The sequence below is a fragment of the Streptomyces sp. NPDC005017 genome (assembly GCF_042873115.1).
Taxonomy (GTDB): domain Bacteria; phylum Actinomycetota; class Actinomycetes; order Streptomycetales; family Streptomycetaceae; genus Streptomyces.
In genome coordinates this window covers 1-24,748 of the sequence record NZ_JBIALD010000020.1, presented here as the reverse complement: position 1 = coordinate 24,748, position 24,748 = coordinate 1, and the positions used below count along the sequence as shown (strand labels likewise).

Annotated in this window: 23 protein-coding genes and 1 pseudogene; 10 read left to right on the top strand and 14 right to left on the bottom strand. The window is 72.7% G+C overall.

Going from position 1 to position 24,748, the window contains the following annotated elements:
- The first annotated feature begins 102 nt into the window (after positions 1-102).
- Positions 103-1,290, top strand: a complete 1,188-nt coding sequence (locus tag ACFYR0_RS26790; RefSeq protein WP_389333129.1) for an acyl-CoA dehydrogenase family protein — start codon at positions 103-105, stop codon at positions 1,288-1,290.
- 46 nt (positions 1,291-1,336) lie between these two features.
- On the opposite strand, the gene ACFYR0_RS26785 is transcribed toward ACFYR0_RS26790, so the two are convergent.
- Together ACFYR0_RS26785 and ACFYR0_RS26780 are read right to left on the bottom strand one after the other, a co-directional pair.
- A complete protein-coding gene (locus ACFYR0_RS26785) occupies positions 1,337-2,350 on the bottom strand; it encodes a sugar ABC transporter permease (protein WP_389333126.1) in 1,014 nt (337 codons plus the stop codon).
- The gene (locus ACFYR0_RS26780; protein WP_389333123.1) at positions 2,347-3,465 is read right to left on the bottom strand and encodes an MFS transporter; all 1,119 of its coding nucleotides are present in this window, start codon (positions 3,463-3,465) and stop codon (positions 2,347-2,349) included. Before ACFYR0_RS26780 ends, ACFYR0_RS26785 begins: the two co-directional genes overlap by 4 nt.
- Positions 3,466-3,820: 355 nt before the next feature.
- Here ACFYR0_RS26780 and ACFYR0_RS26775 point away from each other — a divergent pair, with 355 nt between their 5' ends.
- On the top strand, positions 3,821-4,558 hold the full coding sequence (locus tag ACFYR0_RS26775) for a hypothetical protein (RefSeq protein WP_389333120.1): 738 nt from the start codon (positions 3,821-3,823) through the stop codon (positions 4,556-4,558).
- A gap of 223 nt (positions 4,559-4,781) precedes the next feature.
- A complete protein-coding gene (locus tag ACFYR0_RS26770) occupies positions 4,782-5,432 on the top strand; it encodes a sigma-70 family RNA polymerase sigma factor (RefSeq protein ID WP_389333117.1) in 651 nt (216 codons plus the stop codon).
- Positions 5,433-5,615: 183 nt separating this feature from the next.
- On the opposite strand, the gene ACFYR0_RS26765 is transcribed toward ACFYR0_RS26770, so the two are convergent.
- From ACFYR0_RS26765 to ACFYR0_RS26745, 5 genes are all read right to left on the bottom strand, one after another.
- Positions 5,616-7,022 (bottom strand): NAD(P)/FAD-dependent oxidoreductase, encoded by a 1,407-nt coding sequence (locus ACFYR0_RS26765; protein ID WP_389333114.1) that lies wholly within the window; start codon positions 7,020-7,022, stop codon positions 5,616-5,618.
- Positions 7,015-8,205, bottom strand: coding sequence for a DUF6545 domain-containing protein (locus ACFYR0_RS26760; protein WP_389333111.1), 1,191 nt, complete (start codon positions 8,203-8,205; stop codon positions 7,015-7,017). The genes ACFYR0_RS26765 and ACFYR0_RS26760 overlap by 8 nt, the downstream gene beginning before the upstream one ends.
- Positions 8,202-8,813 (bottom strand): toxin, encoded by a 612-nt coding sequence (locus tag ACFYR0_RS26755; RefSeq protein WP_389333108.1) that lies wholly within the window; start codon positions 8,811-8,813, stop codon positions 8,202-8,204. The genes ACFYR0_RS26760 and ACFYR0_RS26755 overlap by 4 nt, the downstream gene beginning before the upstream one ends.
- On the bottom strand, positions 8,810-8,941 hold the full coding sequence (locus ACFYR0_RS26750; protein WP_389333105.1) for a hypothetical protein: 132 nt from the start codon (positions 8,939-8,941) through the stop codon (positions 8,810-8,812). Before ACFYR0_RS26750 ends, ACFYR0_RS26755 begins: the two co-directional genes overlap by 4 nt.
- Positions 8,942-9,417: 476 nt before the next feature.
- Positions 9,418-9,699 carry a hypothetical protein gene (locus ACFYR0_RS26745; RefSeq protein WP_389333102.1) on the bottom strand — a complete coding sequence of 94 codons (282 nt, stop codon included), beginning with the start codon at positions 9,697-9,699 and terminating at the stop codon, positions 9,418-9,420.
- Between the two features lie 218 nt (positions 9,700-9,917).
- Here ACFYR0_RS26745 and ACFYR0_RS26740 point away from each other — a divergent pair.
- Positions 9,918-10,340: pseudogene (locus tag ACFYR0_RS26740) on the top strand (LysR family transcriptional regulator); the annotation flags it as partial.
- A 732-nt stretch (positions 10,341-11,072) separates the two neighbouring features.
- Here the strand turns inward: ACFYR0_RS26740 and ACFYR0_RS26735 are convergent.
- Positions 11,073-11,918, bottom strand: coding sequence for a hypothetical protein (locus ACFYR0_RS26735; protein WP_389333099.1), 846 nt, complete (start codon positions 11,916-11,918; stop codon positions 11,073-11,075).
- A 429-nt stretch (positions 11,919-12,347) separates the two neighbouring features.
- Between ACFYR0_RS26735 and ACFYR0_RS26730 the strand changes: the two genes are divergently transcribed.
- On the top strand, positions 12,348-13,739 hold the full coding sequence (locus ACFYR0_RS26730) for a glutamate decarboxylase (protein WP_389333096.1): 1,392 nt from the start codon (positions 12,348-12,350) through the stop codon (positions 13,737-13,739).
- A gap of 71 nt (positions 13,740-13,810) precedes the next feature.
- Here ACFYR0_RS26730 and ACFYR0_RS26725 read toward each other — a convergent pair whose 3' ends face one another.
- Entirely contained in the window at positions 13,811-15,370 is a 1,560-nt protein-coding gene (locus tag ACFYR0_RS26725) for a DUF4139 domain-containing protein (RefSeq protein WP_389333093.1), read from the bottom strand.
- A gap of 8 nt (positions 15,371-15,378) precedes the next feature.
- Positions 15,379-17,451, bottom strand: coding sequence for a DUF4139 domain-containing protein (locus ACFYR0_RS26720; RefSeq protein WP_389333090.1), 2,073 nt, complete (start codon positions 17,449-17,451; stop codon positions 15,379-15,381).
- Positions 17,452-17,645: 194 nt separating this feature from the next.
- On the opposite strand from ACFYR0_RS26720, the gene ACFYR0_RS26715 reads away from it, so the two are divergent.
- Positions 17,646-18,482, top strand: coding sequence for a hypothetical protein (locus ACFYR0_RS26715; protein WP_389333087.1), 837 nt, complete (start codon positions 17,646-17,648; stop codon positions 18,480-18,482).
- 118 nt (positions 18,483-18,600) lie between these two features.
- A complete protein-coding gene (locus ACFYR0_RS26710; protein ID WP_389333084.1) occupies positions 18,601-18,891 on the top strand; it encodes a hypothetical protein in 291 nt (96 codons plus the stop codon).
- A 32-nt stretch (positions 18,892-18,923) separates the two neighbouring features.
- Here the strand turns inward: ACFYR0_RS26710 and deoC are convergent, their stop codons facing one another.
- Positions 18,924-19,685 carry a deoxyribose-phosphate aldolase gene (gene deoC / locus ACFYR0_RS26705; RefSeq protein ID WP_389333081.1) on the bottom strand — a complete coding sequence of 254 codons (762 nt, stop codon included), beginning with the start codon at positions 19,683-19,685 and terminating at the stop codon, positions 18,924-18,926.
- 117 nt (positions 19,686-19,802) lie between these two features.
- Between deoC and ACFYR0_RS26700 the strand changes: the two genes are divergently transcribed.
- Complete coding sequence (locus ACFYR0_RS26700; protein ID WP_389333078.1) at positions 19,803-20,555, top strand: GntR family transcriptional regulator; 753 nt, start codon at positions 19,803-19,805, stop codon at positions 20,553-20,555.
- Between the two features lie 45 nt (positions 20,556-20,600).
- Here the strand turns inward: ACFYR0_RS26700 and ACFYR0_RS26695 are convergent, their stop codons facing one another.
- Both ACFYR0_RS26695 and ACFYR0_RS26690 read right to left on the bottom strand, forming a co-directional pair.
- On the bottom strand, positions 20,601-21,455 hold the full coding sequence (locus ACFYR0_RS26695) for a class I SAM-dependent methyltransferase (RefSeq protein WP_389333075.1): 855 nt from the start codon (positions 21,453-21,455) through the stop codon (positions 20,601-20,603).
- A gap of 131 nt (positions 21,456-21,586) precedes the next feature.
- Positions 21,587-21,802, bottom strand: coding sequence for a hypothetical protein (locus tag ACFYR0_RS26690; protein WP_389333072.1), 216 nt, complete (start codon positions 21,800-21,802; stop codon positions 21,587-21,589).
- 182 nt (positions 21,803-21,984) lie between these two features.
- Here ACFYR0_RS26690 and ACFYR0_RS26685 point away from each other — a divergent pair, with 182 nt between their 5' ends.
- Positions 21,985-23,196 carry an acyltransferase family protein gene (locus ACFYR0_RS26685; protein ID WP_389333070.1) on the top strand — a complete coding sequence of 404 codons (1,212 nt, stop codon included), beginning with the start codon at positions 21,985-21,987 and terminating at the stop codon, positions 23,194-23,196.
- 221 nt (positions 23,197-23,417) lie between these two features.
- On the opposite strand, the gene ACFYR0_RS26680 is transcribed toward ACFYR0_RS26685, so the two are convergent.
- Positions 23,418-23,942 (bottom strand): hypothetical protein, encoded by a 525-nt coding sequence (locus tag ACFYR0_RS26680; RefSeq protein ID WP_389333067.1) that lies wholly within the window; start codon positions 23,940-23,942, stop codon positions 23,418-23,420.
- Between the two features lie 397 nt (positions 23,943-24,339).
- On the opposite strand from ACFYR0_RS26680, the gene ACFYR0_RS26675 reads away from it, so the two are divergent.
- Positions 24,340-24,567 (top strand): FG-GAP repeat protein, encoded by a 228-nt coding sequence (locus ACFYR0_RS26675; RefSeq protein WP_389333065.1) that lies wholly within the window; start codon positions 24,340-24,342, stop codon positions 24,565-24,567.
- Positions 24,568-24,748 lie beyond the last annotated feature (181 nt).

Sequence of the window (24,748 nt, the reverse complement as noted above, 5' to 3'; positions counted from 1 at the left end):
GGAACCCGGGGACGGTCGCCCCCGACCAGTTCCACGAAAGAAGCAGTCGGACGGCCGACGGCCCGGGTTCCCGCGCGGCCGGGAAAGCGAGGAGGTATCCGCATGGTGGAGTTCACGGGAGAGCCCGAATGCCCCAGCGGTGTAGTTGAGTTGAGGGACCGGGTCGCCGCGTTCGTACGCGACCGAGTGATGCCGAACGAACCCGTGCTGGACGCCGGTGGAACGGAGGCCGCCGAAACGCTGCGGGACCTCCGGGCGCTGGCGAAGGCGGAAGGGCTGTGGGCGCTGCCACTGCCCACCGAACTCGGTGGCCAGGGAATGCCGCTGCGCTCCTACGCGCACATCGCCGAGGCTGAGGGCGCCAGCGACCACGGGCCGTCCGCGCTCGGATCGGCGTCGCTGCTGGACGCGCTGATGCTGTGGCGGCACGGCAGCACCCGGGTCCGCGAACGCCATGCCGAGCGGCTGGTGAGCGGCGAGCAGCGCGCCTGCTACGCCATGACCGAGCCGGACACCCCGGGCACCGATCCCTTCCTCACCGCCACACGGGCCGTGCCGCTGCCGGACGGAGCGTGGCGGGTGAGCGGGCGCAAGTGGTTCACCAGCGGCGCCGCCGACGCCGACGTGGCCACGGTGCTGGCCCGAACCGACGGCGGCCCGTCGGACCGCGAGGGCCTGTCACTGCTGCTGGTGCCCACCAGCTCGTCCGGCTTCCGACTGGTCCGGGAACTACCGGTGTTCGGGGCCGCCGGACAAGGGGAGATCGAACTCGACGCCGTCGTGGTCGAGGGCGACCACCTCATCGGTGAGCGCGGCAAGGCACTGGCGGTCGCGGGTGAACGCCTCCAGCTCGGCCGCACCCTGCGCTGTCTGCGCTGGCTGGGTCAGACGCGACGCGCCTTCGATCTCATGCGGGAGCGGGCGGTGACCCGCACCCGCTCCCGGGGCCCGCTGGGCGACCTCCAGCTCGTCCAACGCCATGTCTTCGAGTCCCTGCTCGCGCTGCGCACGACGCGTCCGCTCGTGTACGAGGCCGTCGCCCTCCTGGACGCGGGCCGTGACGCCCATGTGGAGGTGGGCCTGGCGAAGGTCGCCGCCGCCCGCACCCTGCAGCAGGTCGCCGACGCTGCGATCCAGGTCCACGGTGCGGCGGGCCTCGGCCCGGACACCCCACTGCCCGCCCTGTTCCGCACCGGCAGGGCGGCCCGTGTCCTGGACGGCCCGGACGAACTCCACATGACGTCGGTCGCGCGCCGGGTGCTGTCGACCGGTTCGGGGACCGGTGCATGACGCGAAGCCCGCCGCACCCCGTCGAGCTCCGTCGTCGTCAGGCGGGCTAGGCCGTGTGAGGGTCCACGAGACCCGTCAGCACGGCCAGCCCGTAGGCGAGGAAGAAGTCGCCCCAGACGAGTTCGTGCGCGGTGGCGGTTCCGGCGGCGAGGTCGTAGCAGCCGTGCAGCAGGCGGCCGTCGGCGGTGAGGTGATGGCGTACCAGGTCGTGGAGCAGGGCGGCGGCCTGGTCGTGGTGGCCGAGCTTGAGCAGGGCCACGGCGGTGACGGCGGCGGCGGAGGTGTCGGGCGGGCCGTCGGGGTGCGCCTCGTCGGCCCGGGGAACGACGGCCGCGGGGAGCAGACGGTGGAGCGGTTGCGACAGATCGTCGCCGCCCAGGCGGTGGACCGCGTCCGCGACGGCCAGCAGCAGCCAGGCCCGTCCGCGGCTCCAGCCGGGCGGTGGATCGTCGTACGGAACCCAACCGGCGCTCTCCTCGTATCGCCAGGACCAGCGGAAGGAGTCGCCGCCGAGGCAGAGTCGGAGATGACTGTGCAGATGGGCCGCGGCGAGGCCGGGAGCCGTCGAGGCCAGCAGCGGGACCGTGCCGGGGACCCCGTCGACGCGGGCCAGCAGACGGGGGCCGCCGAACGCGGCACCCCACGGGACCAGGCCGAGACGCGGCTCGTACGAGGCCCGGCACGCCTGCGCCGCGCGTCCGCGCAGGCCGGCGGCCTCGCCGGTGTCGGCGAGCGCGGTGCCGTACCAGAAGACCAGGCCGCGGGTGGCGGTGTCGGCGTCCACCCAGTGCGCGAGGCGCCCGGTGAACCGCGCGGCGGCCTCTCGGTCCGCCGCCGAGCCCGTGTACCTGGCGCGCAGCCACAGCAGACCCGTCCAGAAGCCGCCCGCCCAGGAGCCTCGTCCCGTCGTCGTCCACCCGCTCTCGTCAGGGGCGGCGAACAGCGGGAAGCGGTCGCCCACTTGGGCACGGGTGACGGAGACCCGGTCTAGCACGGCCCGTAGCGCGCGGGCGGCCCAGCCGGGCACCGCGCCGGGCCCGTCCGGGGAGGCCGCGCTCATGGACGTACGCCCCGGCGTTGTTCCCGTACCGCCCAGGCCAGTGCCACCGCGCCCGCGCCCGCGAACTCCGCGGCGACCAGCAGCCAGCCCGTCCCGTACCGCCCGGCCGAGGCCAGCAGGCCGAACAACGGCGGGCCGAGCGCGAACCCGGCGAAGAAGCCCGCAGAGACCAGCGCGGAGTCCTGCCCGGCGCGGCCGGGTGCCGCTCGCTGCATCACCAGCACCATCGACACCGCGTTGGCCGCGACCGCGAACACACCCACGGCCACGGCCGCCACCCACGCCAGCGGACGGACGTGAGCGGAGGCCGTCAGCAGCAGCGAGGCCGCGACCGCGCCGACCGCCAGGCCGGACGGCAGCCACAGCGCACGGCCCGGCCGGTCCGCGAGCCTGGACCAGCCCACCCGTCCGGCGATGCCTGCGACGCCCAGCACCGCCACCAGGGCCGCGGCCGCCGTCTCCCCGAGCCCGAGGCGCCGTACGCCGTAGAGGGCCAGGTAGGTGTTGACGGAGGCGATGCCGCAGCCCAGCAGCAGCGAGAAGGCGGCCAGCCAGGCGATCGTGCCCCGGGGGAGCCACGAGGCGGGGGTGTACTTCGGCGGCGGATCGGCGGGCAGCGTGCGCGCCGCCCAGACGGCGGTGACGACGGCGGCCGCGGCGGCCGTCCACACCGCGCCCCGCCAGCCGACGGCGCCCGCGAGCGCGGCCAGCGGCAGCCCGGCGGCGAACGCCCCCAACTGCACGCCCGACTGTTTCGTACCGGTCACCGAGCCACGGCGTTCGGCGGGCACGGCCGCGAGGATCGACTTGTTCGTGGCGGGGTTCGCGAGGGCCTGGGGCAGCCCGCCCAGCGCGACCGCCGCCAGCAGGAACGCCGTACCCGGCGCGGCGCCGATCAGCGCCAGAGCCGCCGCGGACACCAGCAGCAGCGCGATCAGACAGCGGCGCGGGCCGACCCGGTCCACCACGCGTCCGCCGAGAGGCGAGAGCACGGCCGCCGCGCCGAAGCCGACCGTCGTCGTCAGCCCCAGCACGGTCGGTGACACCCCGAGGTCGTCCACGAGCCGTGGGCCGAGGGCGCCGAGCAGGAACAGCTGCATCATTGAGAAGGCCATGGCACACGTCAGGAGCGCCGTCATGGCCGCGCCTGCCTGTGCCGGGCCCGGTGCCACCCCGGTGGGTGTACGCGTCGGCGCCGGGGCTGCCGCCGCTTCGGTCCGTGTGCTCGTCTCCGCCGCGGCCGGGCCCCGTGCCGCGCCGGCCCGTGCCTCATCGTGCTCCGCCGCCACCAACGCCCCCTCCTCAGTCCCGCGGTGCTCGCGGGTCCAGGCCAGAAGTCGGCCTTGATGCCCGGCGAGTTCCCGGCGGTTGTCGTGGCGTGCGTCACAAAGGAGGGTTGAGTAGGGAACCAGGATTGTTTCCGTACCCTCTCGTGACGTGTGAGCACCGGACTGCGAGGATGAGGCCGACATGACTGCTGGGGGGTGTGCGCGCGCTCTCAGGGCCGCGGTGTTCGCGGCCGTCTGCGTGCTGCTCGCCTCCCTCGGCCACGCCATGATGTCGGGGACCGCCGTGCCCTGGTGGGCGCTCGTCGCCGGCGCGGGGGCGAGCGGGGGCGTGGCGTGGTCCCTCGCCGGCCGGGAACGCAGGCCGCTCCTCGTCGGCGCCGCCACCGTGGCGGCCCAGGCCCTGCTCCACACCTCGTTCTCACTGGCCCAGGCCCTCGCCGACCCGCAGACGGCCGCCACGAGACCGCTGGGCAGGCGATGGCTGGGCTACCTGCTGTGCGGTTCACCCTCGGGACCGGGCGAGGCGCATGACGCCATGCCGATGTCCCAGGGCACGCAGGGTCAGGGGATGAGCGGCACGCACTCCATGGGGCCGATGCACCACATGGACGCCGGGCAGGTCCTGGACCACGGTATGGGCGGCATGTCCTCCACGGGCATGCTCGCCGCCCACCTGCTGGCCGCGCTGCTGTGCGGCGTCTGGCTCGCCCACGGCGAACGCGCCGCCTTCCGCATCCTGCGGGCGGTCGCCGGTTGGTTCGCCGCACCGCTGCGCGCGCTCCTGACGCTGCCCGCGCCACCGCACCGGCCGCGCGTCCACGCCCGCCGCGGCCGGTCCGAACGCGCCCCGCGCCAACTCCTTCTCACCCACGCGATCACCTCTCGGGGACCGCCCACGGGGACCGCTGCCGTCGCCTGACGACAGCCGGATTCCCGGGACACCTGCCGACACGACGACCCGTCGGCTCCTGTCCCGGGCATCGGCCGAGCACTCTCACGCCCGGCCGTCCCCCCCCATTTCACCGGACCGCACCGTCCCGCACGGCAGTTCCGGCCGCCGCGGTACGAACCGGTCCTGGTTTCCCGAGAAGGAGAGACACCAGGTGATCACGCCTGCCCTGTCTTCGGCATGCCAAGGATCCATGTCCCACGAGGAGTTGACGTATCGTCAGGAGCCCACGTCCGGTGAGGAGCCCACGTCGGGCAGGCTTTCGGGGGACGCGGCGCTGGAGGCGTCGATCACGGCCTGGGCGCTCGACGCCCGCGGCGGTGACCCCGTCGCCGTGGAGCGTTTCGTCCGCGCCCTGCACAAGGACGTCCGCCGGTACGTGACCTTCCTCGGCGCGGATCCCCAAAGCGCCGACGACCTCACCCAGGACACCTTCCTGCGCGCCCTGGGCAGTCTGCCCCGCTTCGAGGGCCGCTCCTCGGCCCGCACCTGGCTGCTGTCCATCGCCCGTCGCGCGGTGATCGACAGCATCCGCTACGCGTCCACCCGCCCCCGTCTGTCGGACACGGAGGACTGGCAGTCGGCCGCCGAGCGGACGCAGGCGCGCGAACTGCCCGGCTTCGACGACGGCATCGCCCTGGCCGAGCTGCTGGCCATGCTTCCGGACGACCGGCGGGAGGCGTTCGTCCTCACCCAACTCGTCGGATTGCCCTACGCGGACGCCGCTTACGTCGCCGACTGTCCCGTCGGCACCGTGCGTTCCCGGGTGTCCCGCGCCCGGACCACGCTGATGGCGTGGCTGGACGACGCGGAGAACCCGGCGTGTGCGGCGGTGGCCGCCTGACGAGAGGTCATGCCGTCGCCGCCCGGGTGCTGTTCCGGGCGGCGACGGTACGTGGGTGCGCGGGGTTGGGATGCTGTTCTTGGGCGCCGACGGTACGCGGGCGTGCGAAGTCGGGATGCTGTTCCGAGCGGCAGTGGCACGCGGGCGTGCGAGGTCCGCACCACGCCCGACGCTCCGCTGGACTCAGGGACGCGCCCTCTTGCGTTCCTCGTCACGCAACGGCGCGGCGGTCAGCCGAGGCCTGCCGCGGCCGACGAGCATGGGCCAGAGCATGTCGGGCGAGAACAGACGGGTGGGCGGCCTGCTGAGGCTCATCACGTCCAGGAGAGCGTCCAGGGCGCGGGGGTTGCCCGCCGCGGTCGCGACACAGCGGTCTACGTAGCGGGCGAGCAGCTTCTCGGCCAAGGTCGGCGGCTTGTCGCCGGCACCCGGGTAGAAGATGTCCTGGCCCACGGCGAGGTCCCAGGCGGCGCCGACCGGACGCGCGGCGGCACGCTGAACGCGCCGGGCCGTGCCGGGCGCGGTGATCCGGTGGGCCCGCAGGGTGTCGCGCAGGGCGAGAGCACACTGGGCGGCCACGGTGAGACCATGTCCGTAGACGGGGTTGTAGCGGGCGATTGCGTCGCCGGTGACGACGAAGCCGTCGGGCCAGTCGCGTGCCTTCTCGTAGTAGCGGCGCTGGTTGGCGGTGCTGCGGCTGGTGACGACGTCGCCGATCGGTTCGGCGTCGCGCAGCAGCTCACCGATGAGCGGGTCGTCGAGGCCGAGGGCGAAGTCGACGAACTGCCCCGACTCGTCACGGGGTTCGCCGCCGCGGCTGCCGGAGAGCGTGACGATCCACTGTCCGTCCTCGACGGGCACGATGATACCGGCCTGGCCGGGGGGCTTGGCGGGGTTGGCCTGTACGTTGACCAGGGGGAAGACGACGGACGTGGTGCCGCCGGGTGCCTTGAACAGGCGGGTGGCGTAGCGGACTCCGGCGTCGACCTCGCGTTCGGGTACGTCCGGCAGGCCGAGTTCCCTCAGCCAGTGCGGGGCGCGTGAGCCCCGGCCGGAGGCGTCGACGACCAGGTCGGCGGGGAGTGTCTCCTCCTCGCCACCGACGCCGCCGACGCGCAGGCCGGTGACGGTGGCGGAGGTGCCTTCGAGCCGGAGTGCCGTGATGCCCTCCCGGAGGGTGATCCGGGGGTCGTTCAGAACGCGGGCGCCGACGACGGCGTCCAGAAGGGGGCGCGAGCACACCAGGCTGTGGTGACACACGGAGGTGAACCGCCTGAACCACACCTCGTTCGGGGCGCGGCTGACCATGTCGCGCATGATGTGGACCAGGCGGGCGCCGCGCAGGACGGCCTCGTCGACGACGCCCGGGAGCAGCTCGTCGAAGGCGGCCACACCGCCACTCCACACGAGATGGGCGTGCCGGGCCTGGGGAACGCCGCGTCGGGCCTGGGGGCCGTGCCGGGGGAGGCGGTCCCGCTCGACGACGGTCACCTCGGCGAACTCCGCCAGCGCGGCGGCCGCGAACAGTCCGGCGGCGCCGGCGCCTATGACAACGGCTCTGTATGGGCGAGCAGTTGTGCTGTCAGACATGGGAGGGCGTGCTGCCTGTGCTCGCCTGTCGGCGGACGCGGTCAACACGATCGGGGCGGAGCATGGCCCGTGAGATCGCCGTGAGATGGTCCGAGACCTCCCGACTGATCTGGGCGGGCCCTCCGGCGTGATCGCGGGGCGTGCCGCTGGTGTACGAGTCGACGGCGGCGCGCAGGGCGATGACTCCGGCGACGCCCCGGGCGGCCGTCTCGCCGTGCCGGTCGGCCGCCGCCCGGTAGGCCCGCTCGTACAGCGTCTCGTCGAAGAACGGCGCGAGACGCAACAGGCCGTCGTGGATCTGCTGCTGACGTTTCATCAGCCGCAGGTCCAGGGGCGCGAAGCGGCTGACCCGGGCCCGGGCCGACAGCGGGGCGACCTCGCGGATCAGGTTCTTCAACGGCTTCAGGACCCAGAAGGCGGCCTGATCACACGGCCATGTCTGGAGGAACGGTCCGAGCACGGGCAGGATGAAGCCGGTGGCCACCAGGGTCGCGCCCAGAAGGGCGAACAGCGGAGCGACGTCGGTACTGAGCATGTCCCAGTCCCTGCCGGTCCAGCGGGCGCCGATGGCGATGAGCTTGCAGACGGCGAAACCCAGGCCGAAGGCGTAGCCGGCCTGGAGAAACACCAGACCGCCCCGTAGCCATCGGCCACGGACCCGCCCGATCCAGGTCCAGATCATCCACGCGGCGACAAGGGCGGAGACCATGTAGCCCAGCAGGTACAGCACGATGTGCTCGCGCATCCAGGGCGTGTTGGCGTAGTACGTGTCCAGGTCGTAGACGCGCTCGACCGGTACGTCGGCCCGCAGGAACGTCACCCACAGGCTGGCGACGGCGCCCGAGTAGATGACCCAGATCAGCTGGATCCTGCGCCGCCGTCGCGAGGTCGGCTCCTCCCGCCAGGTGATGATCATGGTGAGGCAGGCGCCGCAGAACAGTGTGAGCAGGGAATAGGACCACGGGGCGGCGAAGTTCGCCACTCCGGTCACCGTGTTGATCCTCCGGATGCTGCTGGGCGCCACGCTCAGGAAGACGGCCGAGGCGAACAGCAGCACGAACCAGGTCGCCCGCGCGTTGGGGTCCTTCCAGGAGCGCAGGATCGTCGGGGACTTCAGGCCGAGCCCTGCCATCAGCAGAACGGTCGGTACGACGTACGGGATGCGGAGGTCCTCGAGACTCATCCCAGGATCTGCCCACTGTGGTTGCTGAGGGACAGGTTGATGCGCCCTTCCACGGTGGACGGGCTGACCGGGCCTCTGGCGTAACGCCCCTTGACCCACGTACGGACCTCACGGGCGAAGATCAGCCCGAACGTCTCGGCATCCGCTTCGTGTTCGTCCACGGAAGCCGCGCGGGCCGCGACGGCCAGCAGCGTCTCGCGGGGGACCTCCTCGGCGGCGAGGATCTCGGCCGCGACCTGATGCAGGGCCTTCGGGGACTCGGCGGAGCCGAGCGTCCGGGCAGCCGCGGAGAACCCGGTGGCATGACGGTCGCACCCGCCCTGCTCCTCGTGCCACAACTCATGCCCCAGAATGACGAGTTGCGCTTCAGGGACGGCGCGCGCCTCCACGACGATGACGGATCTGTCACCACAGTCCAGTCGCAGGCCGGAGGCGGGGACGTCCTCGGGGAACGCCCTGAAGACCAGTTGGATCGGCCGGCCCCGGCGCACGCTCATGGCGCGACAGAACTCCTCCATCACGACCCTTGGATCCGCCGGCCGTTCAAGAGTCCGCGCCGCACGGCGGCCCAAGTCGGCCAGGAGCGACTTCATCGCCTTGCTGCTCATCGCGCCGCGACCTCCAGCGGCACCATCACCGACCGGACCGCCGAGTCCGCGAGGGCGAGTCTCTGCACTTCGATGATCAGGCCGAGTCGGCGTAATGTCTCGCCGAGCGGCCTGGACGGCTGCTCCACTTGGCTGCTCCCCGTTGTTGTGTTGACGGTCGAAAGCGTCGCGCAGACATCACCCTACGCACACCCCCCTGTCGCTCAACGACCGCTTGTTAGCCAAAAACCGTCGTTGACACCTGCGCGCGGGTACGACGGCAGGAGGCCTGCCGGGAAGGAAATCGATCGCTGACAAGGGCAATGCGGTCCGTATTGCTGAGCATCGCAGGTGAGCGCCGCTCCCCGACATCCGCCGCTCCTGCGGACCGTCTGGGCATCGGGCGGCCGCCCGCATTCTCAAGAAGACCAGAAAGCCACGACAACGCGACGCGACGGCGAGTGCCCGAAGCGCCTGCGCCGCGAATCCGTGGCCCGTGCATGGTGCACGGCACACGTTTCAACGAGAAGAAATTCAGCCACTCCGGCTGTCGCCGCCCCAGGTGGACGGGTCAGCGGACACCCGTCACCGGATTACGCAGATCTCGGGCAGCGGCAGCTGCCATTCACCGACCTCCGTGCGAGCAGGCGGCTGTCCACCACGACATCACCCGAGCGGCCATCGCATGCGGCTCGGACGGCACAGGGCTGAGGTCGAAGTGATCCTCCAGCTCGTGCCGCAGAAATTCACCGAGCTTCCGCTGGTCGACGCCGGCGCTCAGCATCTGGAGCAAGGGGACGAGCATGCAGTCGTACTCGTCGTCGACGTCGTCCGCGACGCCTATCGGATCCCACTCGTTGAGCAGGCGCCGCAGGCCGGTGCTGGCGGCATCGGTGACAGGTTCCATTGCTCCAGGGTGTCATCACGCTGCCACGGCCGGGCTCCCGGGCCGTCACGGACCGTTCCGTGCCGCTTCCGTCTCCGGAGTCCTCGCCGTCGCCGTCGCCCGGCGTGGGAGCAAGAGCGGTGTCGCCAGCAGAAGTACGCCGGCCAGGCCGATCGCCGGGCGGAGCCCGAGAAGGGTGGCCGGTACGCCCCACAGGGCAGTGAGCAGAGCCGTCGAGGCACGCGCTGGCGGGCGCCCGGTCGGTACCTCTCGCCCGGCTCGCCGGGCACCGGATCTGGATGCCCGGCATCGTCCCAGGAACCGAATGGGCCGCCTACTACGATGCCCTCGTCGCCGAGTTCGGCCTCACCATCGAGGCGACCGGCCCCAACTTCGGCTCCGACGTGCTCCTCGACACCATCGCCGACACCCCGGCCCTGGCCACGTTCACGGGCGGGCACACCCGCCTGGTCTGGCCCGCCGGCCACGGTCTGCGCCGTATCCCGGTGACCGACCCGACCCCCGTCTACCCGCACTCACTCCTCTGGCACCGCGACAACCCCCACCCCGCGCTGAACACCCTCCGCGCCCACCTGGCCGCCGCGGCGGCCGACCAGGACACCGCCGGGACCTGGACACCGGCCTGGGCCATTCCGCGCTGACCGGAGACGAAGCGAAGTACAAGCAGGCAGCGGCGACAACGGGTGTGGACGACCTCCTGGCTTGGTGGCCGCTCCCGGGACCCGTAACTTCTGGTCGCACACCAATTGCAGGTGGTGAGCTCGGACAGGAAGCCGACAGCCCCTGACCAGGCATGTACCGCGCCTCGCCCGCCTGGCATATGACGCAAAGCCCGGCAGACCGAGCCTGCGAGCAGCGGAAGGATGGCTTCCGGGGCGCGCGGCTCGGGTGGTCACCGGCCGGGACCACAGATTCCGCGCGTCCCGCCAAGACAGGACGCCCGATACCACTGCCGGGGGCCCGCGTGCAGGCCAAGCCGCGCGGCCGAGACGAAAATGCCGCGACCCCGTCGCGCTCCCGGGCTACGGTCACCGCGGAGGTACACGCGTGTCCTGGCCATCTGTGATCATCTTTGTCACCGGCTACCCCGCATGGGACTGACGCCGCGTACCCGGCACAGACCTTCCGCAGGCCACCGCGCCGTAACGTCCAGCCCACCGGCGAGACTTGATGACACAGGGCTGTTCGCACCGAAGCCCGGCCCCACCGCGGGCGCAGCGCTCATCTCCGAGAGCGGCCCGATCGCCGTGCTCCATCTGCGTCAGGCGCTGTCGCCGTCGGATGCAGGATGGCCTCCGCGATGCCGCGTACGCGTCGGAGGGCGAAGCCGGTCCGCTGCTCGACCGCACGCGTGCGGTGAGGTTCCTGGAAGGTCACGGATGCTCGCAGAGCTGAAGCACACCCCCCACCGAGAAGGCGACCGCGCCCAGGAGCGTGCCCCAGTTGGCGATGCCCGCGTTGACCAGGGTGTCCGTGGCGGGATGGGTGTACGCGGCGAGTGCCGAGACCATGAAGAGCACCGAGCCGACCTGGTTCACGGCGACGATCCACCAGCCGAGACCGCGGCAGCGCAGACACGGCCCCCGGCCGTGGCAGATCTCGACGAACCCGAGGTGTCCGGAGATCAGGAACAGCACGCAGCCGATCACATCGGGGGCCCAGATCCGCCGGTTGACCTGGTGGGCGTTCAGCCCTTCGCGGAACGACTCCACGAGGTCGACGGCGAACACCAGAGTGCCGGCGAAGAGGACGAACGCGCTCAGCCAGTCCACCCGCGTCGGCTCGTAGCTCCACCAGCGCCAGCCGCGGGTGACGAGCCGGCCCTCGCCGCCGGGCACATGGCGGGGCGCGTTGACCGCCTGGAGCAGGGAGACATAGCCGCCGGTGTTGAAGAAGAGACCGCCGGCGAAGTAGACCGAGGCGGAGGTGAGGGCGTCTCCGGAGCCGAACTGGGCGATGCCGGCGCCGACCGCGAAGAGGGCCCCGCCGATGACGAAGGCGGTCGCGGCGACGGTGTTGAGCCTGCGCAGCCGGCTCAGGGAGACCCGGTCCGCGCTGGCGTGGCTGCTGCCGCGGGCGCCGGGTTCCCGGACGGCGATGACCCCGCGCCGCCGGGCGGGCCGCGACTCCCACACCGCCGTACCACCGCCGGGAGGCCGCCAGGTGAGCCGGGTGGTGAACGGCCCCGCGCCCTCCGCGCGCTGCTCCGCGGACCTCATGCGGACGCGCCGACGGCGATGCCGCGCGTAGGCCGAACGACGGGGAAGGCGTGGCGTGTGCGGGCGGACGCCACAGCACGGTTCCCGGTGCCCCGGCCGGCCGTCCCGCCGCAGTCGTCCTGTGAGTCGTTCATGGCACATCCCGGGTCACTGGGCGCACGGGGCACCTCGCTTCGTGCCGCCGCCGAACAGCCACCGACTCTGCCAGAGCACACCGTGCGCAACGGTCATTTCCCGGGCGTTTCACCGTAAGGGTGACCGAGCTCGACCCGAGCGGCGACGACACCCCCGGCGCCCGCACACCGGACCCTGGGCCCACGCCCGCCCGCCGTGACCGTGCCCCGGGTGGAGTACGTCCGCTGTCACGTCCGGAGGCCTGCCCATAGCCTCCGAGAGAGACACGGCAGAACAACGCGAGAGGTGCGCCCGGTGGCCCTGCACGACGCCAAGGAAGCGGCCGCCGACCCGGCCGCCGACATCTTCACTTCGCCGATCAGCGAGCAGCCCCTGTCCAAGCGGGTCATGCCGGAGCTGCCGGCGCCCCCGCACGTCGTCTACCAGCTGCTGCGCGGCGAGCTCCTGCTCGACGGCAACGCCGCGCAGAACCTGGCCACGTTCTGCACCACCTGGGCCGATGACGAGGTCCGCCGCCTGATGGACCTGTGTCTCGACAAGAACATCGTCGACAAGGACGAGTACCCGCAAACGGCGGAGATCGAGTCCCGGTGCGTCAACATCCTCGCCAACCTGTGGCACGCGCCGGCCGGTGCCGACGGGAACGCACCCGCAGTGGGGTGTTCCACCACCGGCTCCAGCGAGGCCGCCATGCTCTGCGGTCTGGCACTGAAGTGGCGCTGGCGCGACCGCCGCCGCGCCGCCGGCCAGTCGACCGAGCGGCCGAACCTCGTGTGCGGCCCGGTGCAGGTGTGCTGGGAGAAGTTCGCCCGCTACTTCGACGTCGAGCTGCGCCAGGTCCCGGTGGAGCCGGGCGCCACCGGCCTCCAGGCGCACCAGCTGAGCCAGTACGTCGACGAGAACACCATCGGGGTCGTCGCGATCCTGGGCGTGACCTACACCTGCACCTACGAGCCGGTGGTGGAGATCGCGGCCGAACTCGACCGTATCCAGGCGGAGAAGGGATTCGACGTCCCGCTCCACATCGACGCGGCCTCGGGCGGCTTCATCGCCCCGTTCCTCCACCCCGACCTGGAGTGGGACTTCCGCCTGCCCCGGGTCTCCTCGATCAACGCCTCCGGCCACAAGTACGGCATGGCGCCGCTCGGTGTCGGCTGGGCCCTGTGGCGCGACAAGGCGGCCCTGCCCGAGGACCTGGTCTTCCATGTCGACTACCTCGGCGGCGACATGCCCACCCTCGCTCTCAACTTCTCCCGCCCCGGCGGCCAGGTCGTCTCGCAGTACTTCATGTTCCTGCGCCTGGGCCGCGAGGGGTACCGGCGCGTCTACGAGGCGTGTGCCGACACCGCGCAGCACCTCGGCCGCCAGATCGCCGACATGGGCCCGTTCACCCTGCTCTACGACGGCGCCGGAGCGCTGCCCGCCGTCTCCTGGACCCTCACCGATCCGGCCTCGACCGGGTGGAGCCTCTACGACCTCTCCGACCTGCTCCGGATGCGCGGCTGGCAGGTCCCGTCCTACCCGCTCCCGCCCGACCGCCAGGAGACGGTGATCCAGCGAGTCCTCGTACGCCACGGCGTCGACCGCGACGAGGTCGAACTCCTCGCGGAGGACATGCGCAGAGCGATCAGACGCCTCGACGAAGGACGCCCCCACGACGCCGACCGCGTCGGGTTCCACCACTGATCACACCCGCGAGGGGCCGATTCGGCGGGCACCCCCTGAGGTGCGGTGGGCCTCAGGGGGCTTCCTCGTGCTCAGAGACCGCTGACCTTGCCGCTCGCCGAGAGTTCGTAGACGAGGGTGATCGAGCGCCGGCCGCCGGGTGGCAGGGCGATGTCCCAGCGGACGATGCCCTCGTCGTCGACGGTGTCGGGTACGGGGGAGCAGGCTTCCTTGCGGAGGCGTACGTCCACGGCCGACACCTCGGAGACGGGGACGCGTTCGCGCAGGACGACCGTCTGGTCGGTGTGGGTGCCGGGGGCGGAGAAGCGGGACAGGTGCAGGCGTACCGTGCGGGTGACGGTGGTGCGTTGGGTCAGTGTGGTGGTGTCGCGGGTCTCCTCGGTGTGCCGGAGGACGCGGTAGTCGTCGTGGCTGCCGAAGGCGAGTTCGACGGGGGCGCCGGGGGCGGTGAAGCCGAGTGTGCCGCGGCCGGTGAAGCCGCTGCCGCGGACCAGGTCGACGGGTCCGGCCAGCAGGGCGTGTCCGGTCGGGTTGTCGAAGCGCACCAACTGGGCCACGAGCGGCGACAGTTCGGGGGAGCAGGCGTACTCGCTGTGCGCGGGGGTGGTGACGGAGGACAGCGGTACGCGGTGGGCGCGTCCGTCGGTGGGCACGGTGACGGGGGCGGGGGAGTGCATTACCCGCGCCTGGCCGCCGTCGTCCACGCCGGGCAGGCCGAGCACGGGGGCGGGGCCGAGATCGGTGATCTCCTGCTCGCGCAACTCCACTTCGACGGTGCGTCGTTCGGCCGGGGACCGGTCGGTCAGGGTGAGCCGGTCCTCGGTGAGGCGCGGTGGTTCCGTGGCCGAGGACGAGCGGGCCGTGGACAGCGTCAGCAGTACGTCGGACCAGTCCTCGCCGGTGCGCTGCCAGACGATGGCGTCCGTCTCCAGGGTCAGGGACTCCCCGTCGAGCACGGCCCGGTAGGCGGGGCGCCACAGGGCGCAGGCGGTGAGGTGGCTGAGCCGCAGGCGGGCGGGTCCCGCGGCGGCGGACCGTACGGTCAGTTCGATGTGGCCGAGCAGTTCGGCGGGCTGCTGCTCCGACAGGAGGACGGCTTGCCAGGTGTCCCGGATCTTGGCGGCGAGTGTCGTCAGCTGCGCCTGTGTGGCGCGCAACTGCTCGCTGTGGTCGTCGCGTTCGGCGTCCACATGGTCGAGTTCCTCGGTCCAGCGGAGGGTGTCCGTCTCGCCCGAGCCGGTTCCCTCGCCGATCTCGCGCAGCAGGTCCGTGGAGAGGCGGCCGAGCAGGTCGAGCCGGGCGCGCAGCCGGTCGGCGCGCTGTTCCAGCGCGTGCTGTTCCTCCTCCAGCGCGTGCGCGCGCCGACGCAGTTCCGAGTCTTCGGCGGTGGGCAGCGGCTGGCGCGGTGTCCAGGCGCGGACGATACGCGCGTCCAGCACGCTCGCCTCGTGCCCGGCCGTCACGTCGGCGTGGAGTGTGCGGTCGAGGGCGAGCGCGCTGACCGGGCCGAGGCGCAGCCGCTGCACCCCCGCTCGCAGCTCCACGGTGAGGGCGCGCTCCACCTGGGCGCGGTCCTCCAGGCAGGTGACGGCGGTGACGGGGGCGGGGAGGATGTCGGGATCCGTGGCCATGGTGTGTGTCAGCTCCTGCGGTTGCCGCCGGCCAGCGCCTTCGCGGCGGGGATACGGATCTCGTAGCCGCCGTGCAGGGCGGCGGTGCCCCCGGCGGGCAGGTCGACGCGCCAGACGCGGGTGCCCGGGGCGTGGTGGTCGGGTCCCTTCTCGTCGTCGGGGACGGTCCAGTCGGCCCGTTCCTCGATCCGGACGTCCGCCTCGGAGGTGACCGGCACCTGCTCGTGGACCTCGACGCGGACGGGCCTGGCGAGCCGGTTGGCCACGTCCACCCGCACCCGGTGGTCCAGGACGGTGACGTTGTTGCGCAGGCCCGCCGTGGACTCGTTGAGGTGAGCCCGGCGGGTGACCTGGATGCCTTCGGCGGGTCCGAGCCCCATCCGGCGGACGCCGCCGGGTGCGAGGGTGGGCAGGGCGGCGGTGAGGAGGAAGTCGTCGTCGACGGTGACCTCCACGGGCCCGGCCAGCAGCGCCTGGTCGGTGGCGTTCGACAGCACCAGGGTCCCGTAGACCTTCTCCTGCACGCGGGGCACGCACAGGTACTCGGTGCGCAGGCCGACGGGGATCTCGCTGATGGTGACGGTGTGCCAGGTGCCGTCCGAGGGGATGTCCGCGCGGGCGACGGCGTCGTACCGGTGGTCGAAGGAACCCGCCGACTCGCGGGGCCGTACGGCGTGCCCGGGCAGCGGCAGCGAGGCCACGGCCTCGGCACGTCGCCGGTACTCGACCGCCACCAGGTCGGAGGGGGTGTGCGGGAAGAGGCGGCCCCTGCGGTTCCCGGGCTGCTCGGGGCCGTCGAGGACGAGAGCGGCGTAGTCGAGCTCGTCGCCGGTGGGCTGCGGCGGGCCGGTCACCGGCGCGGGAGGCGCCGGGGGTGCCTGGGGCGGCGGAGCCATCGAGGCGGCGGGGGCCGGCGGGCGGGCGGCGGGCGCGCCGCCCGCGCGCGGACGGCTGCGTTGCCGTGCCTGCGCGGAGTCGGCTGCGGCGGCCTGGACCGACGGCGGGAGGCCGCCCGGCTCGACGGGGCGTGGGGGCCGTACGCCGTACAACGTCTCCTGCGGAGGCATGGGGACGGGCGGGAGGACGGGGGCGGGTGCGCTGCCGGCGAAGGCCGGAGGAGGCGGCGGAGGCGCGGCTCCGACGGCCACCGGGGCGGTGCTCGGGCGCGGGCCGGCGGAGTCGTAGCCGGTGAACAGGTCGGCCAGGCCCGCCGGGGGCTCGCGCCAGCCGGTGGCGGCGGGGGTGGGCTGGCGCCGGCCGATCCGGAGGGAGCGCAGCTGCGGCAGGTCGGTGCGGCGGCGCAGATCGGCGGTGGCCAGGGCGATGCGCACCCCGGTCCAGTCCTCGCCGGTGCGCTGGGCGACCGAGGCACGCAGGACGAGACTGCCCGAGTCCGCGCTCTGACGGTAGGCCAGCCGGTAGGCCGGCACCCACACGGCGCCCGGGACCCCGTACTCCAGCTCCAGTTCGACCTCACCCGTCCCGTCCAGGGTCAGGACGGCGCAGACCGTGGTCTCGACGTGGGCGGCGGGGGCGTCGGTGGAGCTCCTGGTCCAGCGGTCGGTCGCGACGGTGAGGTCGTGCTGGACACGGCTCAGTTCCGTCTCCAGTTCGGCGAGGCGGCGGTGCAGGGCCGTCAGCCGTTCGTCGACGAAGTCGGCGAGGGTCAGCCACGCCTCGACGGGTGTGCGGCGGTGCGGGTCGTCACGCTTGCGGGCGGGCGGGACCGGGCGCAGGTCCGTGATCTCCTTGATGCGGGCGAGGAGCCGGTCGCGGCGGCCTTCCACCGCCGCCTCCTCGTCGGCCAGCCGGTCCACTTCCTGCCTCAACGCGTCCGTGGAGCCGGACGCTGCCGGCTCGGCGTCCACCTCGACCCGGACCTCGGTGACGCGCACACCGGTGTCGCCGAGCACACGGGCGCGCAGGGATCCCGGGTCCATCGAGCGGGGCAGACCCGCCACCCGTACCCGCCCCTGCGGCGGCACCGTGCCGTGTGCCAGCCGACTGCACAACGCGCCCTGCGCGTACACCACTACCGCGTCGAGGGCCGACGCCCACCGCGGTGTCTCCTCGGACTTCATGCCTTACGCCCCCGTCGTCTCCGTGCCGCGCGAAGCCTAGCGCGCGGGGCGGCGGTGGCGGGAAGTATCTCCTGACCTCGCCCATAGCCCTGCCGCCCGCGTCCGGTGGCGGCAGGGTGACATCCGGAACGACTTGTCCGCGCGGCCGGGGTTGCGTGCTGACAGGGCGGGATCCGGTCGACCAGAGTCCGGACATGGTGCAGAACCTTGTCGCCGTGTTCAGCCTGTTGGTCGGTCTCGCGGGACTGGCGCTGAGTTACGCGGGTCACCGGCAGAAGGTCCGGCAGGAGCGGGAGTCGACGCGTCGTGCCGACGAACAGGGCAGAGCCGAGCGTGCTCGTGAGCGGGAGGCGGCGGAGCGGCTGGAACGGGAGCGGCAGGACCGGGAGCGGGAGGCGGACGCCCGGCGGGAGCGGGCGAGGAGGGCCCGGCGAGAACGTGAGCGGTATCAGGCATCCATGATCGTGGGGCAGGTCAGGTTGTCACGGTCGACGCTCAGTGACAACTGGGTCGTCCCGCAGGTGGTCGTTCTCAACGGCTCCGACCAGCCGGTCCTGGACGTTCGCGTCTCCCTCCGCGGCGAGGTGATCAGCGAGATGCCGGTGCTGGCCGGCGGCAGCGAGATCTTCCCCCTGCCACCCGTGCGGACCACGGACGATCACCACGGCCAACTGGGCGAGGTCACTGTCGAGTTCACGGACGTCCAGGGCATCCGCTGGCGCCGTGAGGGCCAAGGGGCCTTGGAGCGCGCCGGGCAGGGCGTCGGCGGCCAGGAGAACTGGGGTGCCCCGGAGCCACCTGTCGTCCGACCGGACGGCCCGCCCTCGGGCCCGTCGGCTCCAGAGGGCGAACGGACCTATGCTCCGGCGCCCCCGCCGAGCGCGGGCGGAGCCCGGACGCCCTACGGTGGCGGAGCCCGGACGCCCTACGGCCAGGAGGCGACGAGGCGCCGTGCCGCGTTCCTCCGGCCACTGATGGTGCTGGTGTCCTTGGCGCTCATCGCCGTAGGCATCTGGTGGCTCCTGCGATGAGCACGTCGACGACGTCGCTCCGCTCGGCACAGGCCGACCGGCCACCAGCAGGGTGGCCATGGGACGGCAGGCGTGAACAGCACAGCCCGTTGTCAGTGGTGCCTGCAAGGCTGGTCGGATGAACGGTGACGAGCAGCTGCTGCGCGGACGGGTGTACGGCCGCGACCATGACGACCCCGGTCCGCTGCCCGGGCGGACGTATGCCGCGCTGACAGGCGGGCCGCTGGACGGGCTGCTGCTGGACATCACCGGCTGGGCGGCGAGGGAAGTCGAGGACGGGGCCGCGCTGTTCACCGAGCTCGGGCGGTTTCCCGGCGGCCGGTCGCTCTACGTTCCGCGCGCAGGTGAACCCCGCGCGCCCGCGCCCGGCGTCGTGTGCCGCTTCCACCACTCCGGCGATGCGCCCTGACCCGAGCGGACGGGCGGCCTGCTTCGGGAGGCTCAGTAGCCGGACGTCGTGTCGCCGGTGGTGCTCGCGGCGGGCGGGTCGCCGGCGCGGCGGGCTTCGAGGTCCTCGAGGATCGCCGCGGTGGCCGTGGCCCCGAAACGGGTGGCGCCCAGGCGGTTGAGTGCGAGCAGCGCGTCCAGGGAGCGGACGCCCCCGGCGGCCTTGACGCGCACGCGGGGGGACACGGTGCGCCGCATCAGGGCGATGTCGGCGGCCGTCGCCCCGCCGGGGGCGAACCCGGTGCTGGTCTTCACGAACGCCGCGCCGGCGGACTCGGCGGCCTTGTACCCGGCGGTCTTCTCCTGGTCCGTCAGATACGCGTTCTCGAAGATCACCTTGACGACGCGGCCCTCGGCGGCCTGGACGACACGCGCGATCTCGTCCTGGACGTAGGCGATGTCGCCGCCGCGCAGGCGGCCGATGTTGATCACCATGTCGATCTCCTCCGCCCCGAGGGAGACCAGTTCGGTGGTCTCGAACACCTTCGCCCGCGTGGTGCCGCCGCCGTGCGGGAAGCCGACGACCGTGCCGACGGCGACCTGGCCGCCGCGCAGCGTGGCGGCCGCCGCCGTCACGTCGGCGGGCCGGACGCAGACCGACGCCGTGCCGTACCGGAGCGCGGTCGCCAGTCCGTCCTCGACCTCGGCGGGAGTCAGTTCGGGTCGCAGCAGCGAGTGGTCGATCATCTTCGCCACCTCGTCGTACGAGGGCAGAGGGCCGTCCCAGCGCGGGACGTCGATCGAGGCCACGGACATGGCGCTCTCCTTCGATTCGACTAAGCTGTATATACAGCCTATACAGCTGTCATCGGCAGTGTCGACCGGCGTCACACTGGGAGTCCGCACGTCGGACCGAGGAGGAACCCGCCCGTCATGGCTTCGTCGCAACCGCTGTACGAGCGCATCGAGAAGGAACTGCGCCGACGTCTGGAAGCCGCCGCCGACGGCGACCCGTTCCCCTCCGAGTCACGGCTGGCGCAGGAGTTCGGGGTCTCCCGTATGACGGCACGTGCGGCCCTGGTCCGGCTGGAGCGCGACGGCCTGCTGGAGCGGGTCCCCGGCAGGGGCAGCTTCGTACGTCAGGCCGCCGCCGCCCGGCCCGTCGGCACCCTGCTCAGCTTTCACGACCAGGCCCTCGCCGCCGGCAGGACGCCCCGCTCCCGGGTCCTGGAGGCCGTGCTCCGCCCCGCCACCGTCCAGGAGGAGGCCGTACTCCACCCGGCCGCCCCGGCGCAGCCCGCGTCCGTCGTCGCGATCACCCGCGTCCGGCTCTTCGACGACCTGCCCGTGGCCATAGAGCGCGCGGTCTTCCCCGCCTCCCTCCGGGCGCTGCTCACCGCCGACCTGGAGACCGGGTCCCTGCACCAGACGCTGCGCCGCCTGGGACTGCACCCGACGCTCGGCTCCTCCGTCCTGACCGCCCGCACCGCCGACGACGACGCGCCCGACCTCGACGTCGACCATGCCACGCCGATGCTCGTCGAGACGCGTTCCATCGTGGACCAGCACGGCAACCCCCTTGAGTACACGGTCAGTTCGTACGTCGCGCACCGCTACGCCCTCAAGGTCGACTTCTCGGTCGCCGCGCCCGGGCACTCCGCACCGGCGTCCTCCGGCGCACGGTGAGACCCTGACGGATGCCGCTGGGCGGGTAGCCGGGCACGCCCGCGGTCAGGGGCGGCGTGCGGCCCAGACGGAGCGTTCGGTGCGCACCGTCAGGTCGTCGCGGCGCAGGACGCTGTGCGGGCTCGCGGTGTCCAGGAGCTGGTCGAGCGCGGTGAGGTCCTCGGGGGCGAGGGCCTCGGCGGCGGCGCCGCGGAGGCGCAGCAGGCTGCCGAGGGCGTAGCGGCCGACGCCCTCACTGCCGGAGCCGTCGATGTGCACGCTGACCGTGCGTTCGCCCTCCACGGTGAATCCGGCGGCGGTCAGCAACGGCCCCCAGTCGGCGCCGCGATGGGGCACGTGCTCGGCGTGGAAGCGGGCGCTCGCGGCATGGCAGCGTTCTTCCAGACCCGGGCGGCCCTCGGGGGCGGTCTCGGGCAGGAAGCGGGGGAATCCGGCCAGTTCGACGACGGCGAACAGACCGCCGGGCGCGAGTGCGTCATGGACGTTGCGCAGTGCGCGGTCGGGGTGGGCCATGTGGTGCATCGACGCGGAGGCCCACACCAGGTCCGGCGAGCCGAGGTCGGGCCAGGCGGCGTCGTCGAGGTCGGCGTGCACGGTCCGCACGCGTTCGTCCACGCCGCGGGCGCGGGCCTTGGCGCGCAGCCGCCGGAGGTGTTCGGCGGACGCGTCGACGGCGGTGACATGGGCGTCGGGGAAACGGTCGAGGAGCGCGAAGGTGCCCGCGCCCGTGCCGCAGCCCAGGTCGGCCATCCGTCGAGGGCCGGTCGTCAGCGGCAGCCATGCGGTGATGGAGGCGGTGTGCTCGGCGAGGACCTCGGCGTCGAGGTCGAGGATCTCGGCCTGGCCGTCGGTGTCGTGCTGCCGCTGGTGCTGAGTGTGGTGGGGGTGTGCGTGGGTCATGCCGTCACCGTAGGGCGGGTATGCCTCAGCGGCACGGTTGCTTGCCGTTTCCGCAAGGTGATGGCCGGGTGTGCTGCCCGAGGCGCAGGTCGTGACCGTTGTGCGGAGTCGCCGCCCGGCCCGATCCGTCCTCACCCGTCGGTGCCCTGGACCGTGCCGTTCTGGGTGCCGCCCTCGCTCGCGTCGCCGCTTCTGCGCCGATGGCCCCGGCGGGCGTCCCGGTCGAAGGTGCCCAGGATCTCGCAGGGCCCGCCCTCGGCGCCGATCGCGTGCGGCATCATCGCCGGGAGCAGCGGCCTGATCTTCGACCACGCGCCGTCGGCACCGACGAGGACGCCGCTGGTCACGGCCGAGCCGTCGGCGCAGGTGAGGAGGTGGCGCCCGGCGCCCGGCGGGCGGACTCCGGCGACCTTGCGACCTCGCGCGACAGGTAACCCGCCGGACACGCGCCGCGTACCGGAGGAGGCGGGGCGACCCGCTGCCCTGTGCCCACGTCTTGCCGACCCTCTCGCGATTACCCTAAGTACTCATGCGACTGCCGTCTGTGTCCACTGTCACCGGTCCGGCGCGGCTGGGCTGGCTGGACGCCCTGCGGGGCATCGCGGCATTCGTCGTGGCGTTCGACCACTCCTCCGCGACCTTCATGCCGGAGTTCCGGCAGGATCTGATGCCGGAGTTCAACACCAGCCGGTACGGCATCCTGGTGTTCTTCCTCGTGAGCGGCTACATCATCCCCGCCTCCCTCGAACGCCGCGGCTGCGTAAGGACGTTCTGGATCGTGAGGGTGTTCCGCGTCTACCCGCTGTGGGCGGCCGTGGTGGTCGTGACCCTCGCTCTCGGCCTGCTCGGCGTCGCGAGGATCCGTGACCTGGGGGCGGAGGGCGCCGGAGCGCTGGCCGTCGCCCACGTCACCCTGCTCCAGGAGCTGCTCGGGACTCCCAGTCTCCTGCTGGTGCTGTGGACGCTGTCGTACGAGATGGCCTTCTACCTGCTGGTCGTCGCCCTGTTCACCCTGCGGGTGCGGCGGTCCGGGACGGTCGCCGCGGTCCTGGCCGGGCTCGCGGCCGTGAGTGTCACCGTGGGGGTGACACTGCGCGGCTCCGCTCTGTCGGACCTGGTCGGCGTCGGCCCCCTGATCGCGTTCGGTTCGGTCGGCATGGTGGCCGCCATCTGCTGCGCGAGCGCCACGACGCCCGCGCTTCGCGTGTTCGGGGGCGTGCTGGGCGGGGTCCTGGCGCTCGTTCTGGTCTGCAACGGCACGGTCCCCCTGTGGGAGAGCCTGATGATCCTCGCCGTCATGTTCCTCGGCACCGCCGTCCACCAGGCCGAGCACGGCCAGAGCCCCTGGTGGCACGCGGTGGGCGCGGCGCTGGTGGTGGTCGCCTGCGGGGTGTGGAGCGCCTACCGGTACGGCGACGGGGACCTGTTCACCCGGCGTGGGTGGATCCTGGCGTTCCTCCTGGCCGTGCTCACCTTCGGCATCGGCCTGGCCCTGCGCCGTCGACGCCTGCCGCGACCGCTGACCGGACTGGGAGTGATCAGTTACTCGGTCTATCTGGTGCACCCGGTGCTGCTCGCGGTGATCGCCGGCACCATCGCCCGGCGATGGCAGGACAACCTGCTCCTGGAAGTCGCCTTCTTCGTCGTGCTGCTGCCCCTGTGCGTCCTGACCTACCGTTACATCGAAGCCCCGTGCCACGACTACGGCCGCAGGCTGGGGCGTCGCGTCCAGCCGCCGTGAGGGGCGGCGGTCTCGCGCCGCAGCCCCGCGCGGAGCCGTACGAGCGGTGGTCATCAAGGGGTGAGGAGGGCGGCTGGCCGGGACTTCTCCGGCTTCGGGCGACGCGTTGCCGGAGCGAGGGATGACCGGGCCGGCCGGAACGAGGGATGACAGGGCCGCCGGAGAGACGACCTGTCCGGCCGGAGGAAGACACCTGCTGGTTCATCCGCCAGGGGAGGAACCTAGCCGACCCACCCCCGCAACAACTCCTCCCGCTCCGCCCTCCGAGGCGATCCGCCCTCCCGGGCGCGGCCCCACTCCGACATCGCCGTCAGGGCCGTGGCCATCGTGGCGGCTCCCTCCGTGAGGTGGGTCAGGAGGGCGCGGGAGAGGTCGACCTCGGTCTGGGTGTAGCCGACGGCCGCGGCGGAGTACGTCGGCAACCCATGTGTCTCGGCGCCCGATTCCAGCCATACGGTCATGAGCGGCGGGGCCTCCTCGGTGGCGCCGCCCTCGGGCGCGGCAAGGTTGATCACCGTGCTCAGAGCCAGGCCCGTCGCCGCGCCGACCTGCCGCCTCAGCGTCTTCACCGGCACGTCCCCCACCGTCAGGGCGTGTACGTCCTCCCACAGGAAGAGGCGGGACCGCCCGTCGCCGAGCGCGAGCACGCCCTCAGGGGTCAGGCGTACCCCGCGGCCCAGACCGGACGGCTTCGCTCCCACGTACACGTCGCCCTCGGCGATCCAGAACAGACCCACCATGGCCATGCGTTGCTCACTGCTCCCGTCGACGGCGCCGCCGTCGTGTCACACATCGAACGATCAGGTCGTTCCCGGTAACGCGACAGGGAGGCGGAAAGTTTCCGTTCCCGGAGGGCAGAGCGGCGCGGCCGGGGTGCCGCTCCCATCCCGGGCAGGCCCGGAATCAGGGACCGCAGCCATGAGCCGAGCCGCGGGTCACTCGCCTGTGGGGCAGCGGGTCCGGTCTGGTGTCCGGGCGGCTGATGCCGACGCCCCGCGACTTCGACATGTTCGGCCGGGGTGTGACGGCCGCGGGCAAGGGAACCTCCTCGACCAGTCTGGTGACCGTCGGCGGCCGGAACCTCACCCAGACCTTCAACGGCCCGTTCACCGCGCTCGGGGCGCCACGCCATCGGCGCGCGGCATGGACATGTGGTTCGGGTCGGTCACCGCGGGCGATCTGAACCGTGACGGCCGCCCCGAACTGCTCGTCTCGGCGGTCGGCGAGGACGGCTACGCGGGTGCCGTCCGGGTGCTGCCGGGCGGCGCCGTCCGGCCGGCCGGACGCGGCAGCCAGGTGTTCACCACGTCGCTGTTCGGCCTGCCCGCCCAGGGTTACCAGCTCCTCGGAGGCAACAGGCTGCCGCAGTGAGGCGCGGGCTCGTTCACGGGCAGGCGAGGCCCCTGACCTCCTCCCTCGGCCGTCGGGTCCGGGGCCTCGGACAGGTTGAGGACCGTCAGGGTCTTTGAGAAGTGATGTTGTGTCCGGGTTCGTCATGCCAGGCCGAGGGCGGTGAGGGGCCGCAGGTGGTTTCGGGCGGTGTGGCGGAGGG